The sequence below is a fragment of the Deltaproteobacteria bacterium genome (genome assembly GCA_013151915.1).
Taxonomy (GTDB): Bacteria; BMS3Abin14; BMS3Abin14; order BMS3Abin14; family BMS3Abin14; genus BMS3ABIN14.
The window spans coordinates 98594-105445 of record JAADHJ010000016.1 but is presented as its reverse complement, the minus strand read 5'-3'; the positions used below and the strand labels follow the sequence as shown (position 1 = coordinate 105445).

Sequence of the window (6852 nt, the reverse complement as noted above, 5' to 3'; positions counted from 1 at the left end):
CTGACAGCATAGTCCAAAAGGAGCTGAGAGGACTCTTCTTCGGGCCGGCGGACTTCATACAACAGATGCAAAGAACGCATCTGGGTATCTAGATCCGATGATTACAGGCCCCTGAGAGGTCCGGCGGACAGGTCCGCCGGAAACCCTCCCAAAACGGCTCCTGACCGTAGTTCAGGCAGAAAACATCGCCGCCAACACCTCAAATCCCCCCCAAACAACCACAACACAACAGCAAAGCAACGCCAAAATCCCCGGGCCGGGGAAAATAGCGGCACACATACCCATCTTCCAACCCCTGTCTCTGACACAGGGGGGATCTTCTTAGTACCAGGTCCTGTTCATTCTGTGGTTCTCGCCGTGGCAGAGACCGTTACAGGTTACGTTGCCGCCCCCTATGGTGAAGGTGATTCCCGAAGGCGCCTGAAGATTCACAATGTCGTCATAGCCGTGGTTGAGGCCCGTCCCCGACCCGCCGTCGTCATGGCAGTCGGAACAGGAGGTGAAGCTTTGGTGATAGTCATGCCTCCCTTGCAGATTGGGGAAATTGTTGTTTACGGGGGGTTCACCGTCGGGGGGATGCCCGTGGCAGGACCTGCAGTTAGTGTATATGTAGGGGCTTCCCCCCAGGTGGCAGGTGGTACACGCGGGGGCGAATGACTGGGCAGAACCGTCGATACTGTGGCAACCGGAACAGTTCGCATCGAAGTCCTCCTGCAGCGGCGCAACCTGGTTGTGGTCGAGAAAGGGAACGCTATGGGAACTTCCATGGCAGTTGTGGCAAAACGGTGTGGGCATGTTGCCGAACTGATTGTTGGTATCGTGGCAATTGACGCAGATGGACTCGTCAGAGGTTCCCTTGAACTGGCTATGGGTGACCACGGGATCCGTATGGGTGAGGGGGTGAGACCAGCCACCCGGCGTTCTGGCACCCGAGGTACCGAAGTGGCATGTATAGCATTTGCCGCCGTCAGGATCGTTCAGATCGGGCGGCTGGTGGCATAAAGCGCAACTCAGAATGCCGTTCTGGAAAGCGGTCCCGTGGAATGTGCTTGTCCCTATGGCGGTTTTGTTGAGCCAGTCGTCCGGATGAAAAGCCGGGCCGCCAACATGACACGATTGGCCGTTATAGGAAGGAGATGAGCAGGAAACGGTCGATATTCCCCCGTCAAGGTTTTCCCCATGACAGGACTTGCATAAGTCGCCATCCGGCGCAGCGTAGGATCCGTGGGCCTGGATCCACCCCGCCGGATGGTTCCCGTTCTCATCGAGCAGGCTAAAGGGAGAATCCTGGACGGCCGTGGAACACCCGAGTATCACCCCTGACGCCATCAGAAGAAATGCAAAACCGGCAAGTACTCTGACACCGGGTATCGAAAGGCCCGCGGTAATTCTCCGGCCCTTCTTTATCCTGTTTATCCCTGTTTTCATCCCAACCTCCGGAATATCACAGACCGTTCCCCTGGTTCCCGGGTTCTGTATATATAGAGTCGTAAAAAGTGCATCCGTTACATCTTACTCCACGGGAAGCGAAAAATGTCATTTTCGCTTCCCTCACAAATCTTCGATTTGAGCGCCCCTAAGCGGGCGCGGTGATGACTCCTTGTGAAGTCATCACTTATGGCACCTGCCGCATACCTGGTTGTTACGGTTGCCGTGACAAGTCAGGCACAACCCCGGGTTGATCCGCCCCTCCTTCTGGTGCTGTATTATGAAATCCCCCCGGTGAGGCAGGGTCAGGTCAGGGCGATTGCCGTACTTGATCCCGGGCTTGAGTTCCTCGCGGCCGGCATGACACGTCTGACACCAGGAGGGTGAGTGGCAGGCGGTACAGAGGTTCTGGTCCTGAGAGGCGTAAGATCCGTGTTCCTTGAGAAAAACCGCCGTGTGCGGGAAGGAGCCGTACGGTTTGAGGGCACCGGAGACGTCGTTATCGTGACATTCGAGGCAGTTGACCCTGCCCTGATCAAGCTCCTCCGGGTGCTGGAGCGGTATCGACTCTCTGGTGGATATCCCGGCGCAGGCGGCCAGGAGAAACAACAGCGTAAAAAAAAGCAGAAGTCCCTTCACGTACCTCATAATTACTTCCCTCCCCATGATCCGTCCAGGGCAAAGTCCGCCCTGAGCAGTACGGTCAGATCCTCGTCATACCGAGGGCTCTGGGTGTATCTCAGATCGCCGGAAAGGGAAAGAAGAGGGCTGGCCTTCCAGCCGGCCGAACTTACGATCTGGATGGAGGCATCCACTCCGTTGACGGGCACCTCGTACAGATACGTCAGGGCATCGAGGGAAAAACTCCACTTCTTGACCGATCCCATGAGCCACCCCCTTAATTCCCGATATTCATTCTCCGGCTGATCGGCGGTCTGAAGGACTGCCGAAAAACCGAGCAGGTTCAGGATGCCTCTCATCTGAAGGCGAAAACCAAGCTCTCCTTGCGCAGCGTCACCTGGATCATCGGCGTCGTGGCTGATCCTTTTGACGCCGGCATGGACAGACAACCTGTCGGAGGTATGCCACTCGCAGTCAGCGAACAGTTCCCGGACCTTGTCGCTGCTGTTCACCGACGGCGGCAGAAACGCCGGATGAAGGGATTTCTGAAACAGGCCATCGTAGCTGTAACCTTCCGTGCCCAATTCAAGGTCAATGGTGTCGATGGGAACCATGCGGAACGCGACCCGATGGGAGGCAAGATCGCTGGTGGTTAAATTGTAGACGAACTTACCGGTGAGGTCCCATGAATGCGCGAAATGCACCCAAAGATCACCGCCTGCTTCCTCCCGGTTTTCGCCCTGAAAATCCCCCTGCTCGATGAGGTAGCCAAGACCGGCTTCGGCAAGGCCGGGCCGAACGTAAAAGACCCTTCCCCCAACAAGGGAATCACCCCCGTTCGCAGTGATGAGGGAGGTCTCCACCGGGTTTCCGGCGTAGAAAGACGCGCCGAACCCCCCTTTCCATGTGCCCTTGAGAAACAGCCCGTCCAGAGTCTCGGCGGTGGTTCCCTCCGCCAGGAAGAACCTGCCCAGTTTCGCCTGACCGTTTCCGGTGGGATACCGGTATTGGAGGTAGGCGCTGGAAATGTAGCCGCCGGTCCTCCCGCCTACCGATTCATCCGCGAGGTCGAGCCTCCCCCACCCGTACGAGTGAAACGATAAATTCGCCTCCTTAAGGTTCCATAGGTCAAGGGACAGGTACTCGTAAAGCGGCGCCAGATGATCATTCGGATCGATTGCGTTATCACGTTCCTGGAGATAGAGATAGGATCTGGAAGAAAGGCTGTATTCGGCCGCCGCAGCGACGGAAATCATGGATGTCATCAGGACCATCAAACAACCCAAGGCCGTAAAAAAAACCGGAACAATCCGGCGACAATCTTTCCTGGAAGCTCCCACTCTCCCAGCTCCTTTCAAATGTTTGACCAAGGGCAACCTGACAGACACAGTCCCCAAGGCTCCAGAACAAAAAATCTTATCGGGCCTCATCTTGATGTATCTCTATGGTTCCGGTCAAGAACTTTCTCGGTGAGAGCCCTGATCCTGCCGGCCTGGGACGACAGGAGATGATGAACTATTCAGTGACAACCTTTCGGAAGTCGGCGATCCGCTCGAAAAGAGAGGAAACCATAGCCAGGATAGCGAGCCGATTTTCCCTGATCCCCGGGTCTTTATCCATAACCATGACTCCATCGAAGAAACCGTCTACCGGTGTCTTGAGGGCAGCCAAGGCGTTAAGGGCGCCCAGATAGTCCCCGGCACGCAGCATGCCTTCCACCTGGCTCCCGACGGAATCGGCGGCCGCAAGCAGCTCTTTTTCCGCTCTTTCGGACAAAGTATTTCGGTTCAAAGTACCCTCGAAATCAGCCGGGATGATGTTCATCACCCGCTTGAACGACAACATCAGATCGGCGAATCCGGCCTGCTGCGCGAATTCCCCCAGCGCCTCCAGTCGTGCGGCGGCATCTACCGGGTCTTCCCACTGTTCCTCCAGAACGGCCTGCACCAGATCGTAACGGTGGCCTTTCCCGGTGAAGAGGTTCTGCAGACGTCCCCTGAAAAATTCATGGAGTCTGGCCAATACTTTCTCCGATGGAACATCGATCTTTCCCTGGAGAAGATCCAGGGAGCGGGCCATCATGTCGGATATCGAGACCCTCCATCCCCGGTCCATGAGAATGGCGATAATGGCAAGGGCATGGCGCCTGAGACCGTAGGGATCGGCGGTCCCCGAGGGTGTGATCCCGATGCCGAAACACCCGCAAACGGTGTCAAGCCTGTCCGCAATGCTGACCACTGCCCCGCCCACGGTCCCGGGGGTCCTTCCCCCGGACGTCTTTGGCAGGTAGTGGTCGACAATACCCTGTGCGACCTCTTCCCCTACCCCTTCGAGCAGGGCGTATTCCTTTCCCATGACCCCCTGAAGATCCGCAAACTCACCTACCATCTGGGTCACAAGATCCCCCTTGCACAAACAGGCCACCTGGAGGACCTCATCCACCCGGTCGGGCGCCACCGTCTCCGCAAGGGTTCGAGCGATTTCCGAGAACCGCTCCATCTTTTCATAAGAGGTGCCGAGCTTCTCCTGAAAGACAACGTCTTTCAGTTCCTCGACCCTCTTCTCGAGTGGGATCTTCCTGTCCTCCTGGAAGAAGAACATGGCGTCCTCCAGTCTCGCCCGGAGCACCCGCTCGTTTCCTTTGATGACGACAGTGTCGTCGTTCGTCCTGGTGTTGCTTACCGTAATGAAATTGGGCTGAAGGTTTCCGTTGTCGTCGGTCACCGCAAAATATCGCTGATGGGACCCCATGGAGGTGATCAGGACCTCCCACGGCAAGGAAAGATACCTTTTCTCAAAGGATCCGAGCAGCACTACGGGATACTCGACAAGGAAGGTCACCTCGTCCAGCAGTTCCGGGGCCTCGATGGGGACACCATTGACACCGGCAGCGGCTTCGATAACCCCAGCCTCGATGATCTTCCGCCTCTCGTCCTGATCGAGGATAATACCGGCATCCCTGACGATCTTAAGATATTCGCCGGCATTCGGCACCTCAAAAGGTCCGGGAGCCATGAACCTGTGCCCCCTGGTCTTCCTGCCGGACGCGATACCGTCAAGTTCGAAGGGAACAGCCTCGGCCCCGAAAAGGCACAGTATCCATCGGATGGGTCTTGGAAATCTCAGGTTCAGGTATCCCCAGCGCTGGAACTTGGGGAAGTGAAGGGATGTGATCATCCGCGGCATCATCCGGGGAAGGACATCCATGGCAGCTGCGCTGGTCTCCTCCTTTACGGCCGCGACATACTCGCCCTTGGGCGTATCAACGATCTTCAGATCCTCAACCGCCACACCCTGGCCCCCGGCGAACCCTTCCGCCGCCCTGGTGGGCCTGCCGTCATCACCAAACGCCACTCCCCGGGCCGGTCCAAGCACCTCCTTCACGCTTGCCTTCTGCCTTTCGGAGACACCCTGCACTATCAACGTAAGGCGCCTGGGAGTCGCGTAAGCAAAAACGTCACCGTGGGATAGACGCTGTCCTTCCAACTCTTTGACCGCCAGCTTCTTAAGCTGTTCGATGGCCGGCGGCAGATAGCCCGCAGGAATCTCCTCAGTGCCTATCTCCAAAATCAGCTCGCGATTCATCTGTTAAATCCTCACAGTTTTCAAGTTCGATCATTCAGGGTCTTGGATCTAGGGTCTAGAGTCCACTCCTACTACACCCTTTCGTCCCCCGCGTCCGCCTTTCTTCTCTCTGGACTCTGGACTCCCTGTCCGCCATAGCTCGCAGAGCGAAGGTGGATGGACTCTGGACTGTTCTACCCCGCTGGACGTCGGACATGAAGTCACTCCAACCCCTTTTGCTCCGACAGAAGGTTCTTCCCCATGAGGGGGTATCCCATCGCCTCTCGCTGGGCGACGTAGGCCTCGGCGGCGCCGCGACAAAGATTTCTTACCCGGTGGATGAAGCTCGTCCTCTCAGTCACGCTGATGGCCCCGCGCGCATCCAACAGGTTGAATGTGTGAGAACACTTCAAACAGTAGTCGTAGGCGGGCAGAACCAACCCATTTTCAAGGGTTTTCCGGGATTCGGCTTCATACATATCAAACAGATTAAAGAGCATGGCCGTATCCGCGGTCTCGAAGTTGTAGGTGGAGTTCTCCACCTCCCCCTGGTGATGGACATCCCCGTAGGTCACACCGTCTGTCCAGGTCAGGTTGTACACATTGTCCACACCCTGCAGATACATTGTGATGCGTTCCAGTCCGTAGGTCAGTTCCGCACAGACGGGTTTAAGGTCGATACCGCCCGCCTGCTGGAAGTATGTAAACTGGGTAATCTCCATCCCATCCAGCCAGACCTCCCAGCCCAGCCCCCAGGCCCCCACCGTGGGATTCTCCCAGTCGTCCTCCACGAACCGGATGTCATGACGGTTGGGATCGATACCAAGGGCATAAAGGCTCTCGAGATAGAGGTCCTGGATGTTGTCGGGTGAAGGTTTAAGAATAACCTGATATTGATAATAGTGCTGGAGTCGGTTGGGATTTTCCCCGTACCGGCCGTCGGTAGGACGCCTGGAAGGCTCCACGTATGCCACGTTCCAGGGTTCGGGACCGAGGACCCTCAGCAGCGTGGCGGGGTTAAGCGTTCCCGCACCTACCTCCAGGTCGTAAGGCTGCTGAATGACGCAGCCTTTTTCCGCCCAAAACCGCTCAAGATCAAGGACAACCTGCTGATACGATTTTTTCTCCATCATTTCCAATTCCTCTCAAAACAGATGTAAACAGTCTGAGACTTCCCCTTTCACGGAGGATAATTAACCGTTAATACTCCATTATGTCAAGTTTTCCCATGGGTTCCGC

The 6852-nt window shown here is 56.6% G+C and carries 5 protein-coding genes; all 5 read right to left on the bottom strand.

Annotation, left to right across the window (positions count from 1 at the left end; genetic code table 11):
* Nucleotides 1-321: 321 nt before the first annotated feature.
* Entirely contained in the window at nucleotides 322-1428 is a 1107-nt protein-coding gene (locus GXP52_03890) for a hypothetical protein (GenBank protein NOY86426.1), read from the bottom strand.
* A 183-nt stretch (nucleotides 1429-1611) separates the two neighbouring features.
* Nucleotides 1612-2076, bottom strand: a complete 465-nt coding sequence (locus GXP52_03885; protein ID NOY86425.1) for a cytochrome C — start codon at nucleotides 2074-2076, stop codon at nucleotides 1612-1614.
* A 2-nt stretch (nucleotides 2077-2078) separates the two neighbouring features.
* Nucleotides 2079-3314: a hypothetical protein gene (locus tag GXP52_03880; GenBank protein NOY86424.1), complete on the bottom strand. Its 1236-nt coding sequence runs from the start codon at nucleotides 3312-3314 to the stop codon at nucleotides 2079-2081.
* A gap of 250 nt (nucleotides 3315-3564) precedes the next feature.
* A complete protein-coding gene (locus GXP52_03875) occupies nucleotides 3565-5634 on the bottom strand; it encodes a glycine--tRNA ligase subunit beta (protein NOY86423.1) in 2070 nt (689 codons plus the stop codon).
* Between the two features lie 200 nt (nucleotides 5635-5834).
* Nucleotides 5835-6743, bottom strand: a complete 909-nt coding sequence (gene glyQ / locus GXP52_03870) for a glycine--tRNA ligase subunit alpha (protein ID NOY86422.1) — start codon at nucleotides 6741-6743, stop codon at nucleotides 5835-5837.
* Nucleotides 6744-6852: the final 109 nt, after the last annotated feature.